General features: G+C 65.2%; 2 pseudogenes. One reads left to right on the forward strand and one right to left on the reverse strand.

Going from position 1 to position 1,170, the window contains the following annotated elements:
- Positions 1-260: pseudogene (locus JCM25156_RS17375) on the reverse strand (septum site-determining protein MinC); the annotation flags it as partial.
- Positions 261-425: 165 nt separating this feature from the next.
- Here JCM25156_RS17375 and fzlA point away from each other — a divergent pair.
- Positions 426-1,093 (forward strand): annotated as a pseudogene (gene fzlA / locus JCM25156_RS25825) (FtsZ-binding protein FzlA).
- The last annotated feature ends 77 nt before the right edge of the window (positions 1,094-1,170 follow it).

Below are 1,170 nucleotides of genomic sequence, written 5' to 3' on the forward strand. Positions count from 1 at the left end.
TCGCCCCCTTCGATGCCGATGATGCGGATGCCGCGCGCGCGCAGCGCGGGGTAGAGTTCGGCCAGTCCCTCCGTCTGCGCGTTGAGCAGCGAGAGGTCGAGGATGACCGGTTTGCCGGCGAAAAATGTGCTCGAACGCGCGATCTGCGCATCCAGCCCGGCCAGCCAGTCCGCCAGCATGGGTTCGGGGGAAAGCACCAGGGCAAGAAACGACCGCCCGCGTGCGCGGATTTTCGGTGTGGGACGCAGTTCGTCTGGCAACGTGATCCTGTCCTGTATGGTAAGTGGGCGTGTCTGTTTCCAGCTATCGCGCCATGCCGCCCCTGTCGAGGGGTGGATGGCTTTTCACCGCCTGTACGCGACAGCTTTTCCTTTCATGCGCGTCAGGGCTTGGCGAAGGGCGGCCCAATGCAATAAAGCGGGAACATGCGCATCCTCTACCATCTTCCCCTTTCGCCCTACTCCCGCAAGGTCCGGCTTGTGCTGGGGGAAAAACGGCTGCCGTTCGAACTCAAGATCGAACGCGTATGGGAAAACCGCCCCGAATACCTGGACCGCAACCCGGCGGGCACCGTGCCCATGCTACAGGAAGAAAACGGCCTGTGCATTCCGCATTCATGGGTCATCTGCGAATATCTGGAGGAAGCGTATCCGGACACGCCGCTTCTGGGCCGCACGCTGGCCGAGCGTGTGGAGGTGCGCCGGCTGGTGGCGTGGTTTGACGAGAAATTCGGCGGCGAGGTCTCGCGCCCCCTGCTCAATGAAAAGGTGCTGAAGCGCATTTCCAAGCGCGGCAACCCCGATGGCGCGGCCCTGCGCGCGGGGTACGCGCATATCCGCGCCCATCTTCCTATATCGACTGGCTGGCCGAAACGCGGCAGTGGCTGGCGGGCAACATGCTGTCCATGGCGGATTTCGCCGCCGCCGCCCACCTGTCCAGCCTTGACTACCTGGGGGATGTGGACTGGGCGCGCGCGCCCGCCGCCAAGGACTGGTACGCCCGCATCAAGAGCCGCCCGTGCTTCCGCGCCCTGCTGCAGGACCGGGTGACGGGCATCAACCCGCCCGCCCATTACGCGGATCTGGATTTCTGAGGCGATGACACGCGGCAGCGCCCCCGTCCTTGACGCCATCGTCCTTGGCGCGGGGGGCGGCCGGCCTTATGGCGGCG

Source organism: Komagataeibacter kakiaceti JCM 25156 (assembly GCF_000613305.1).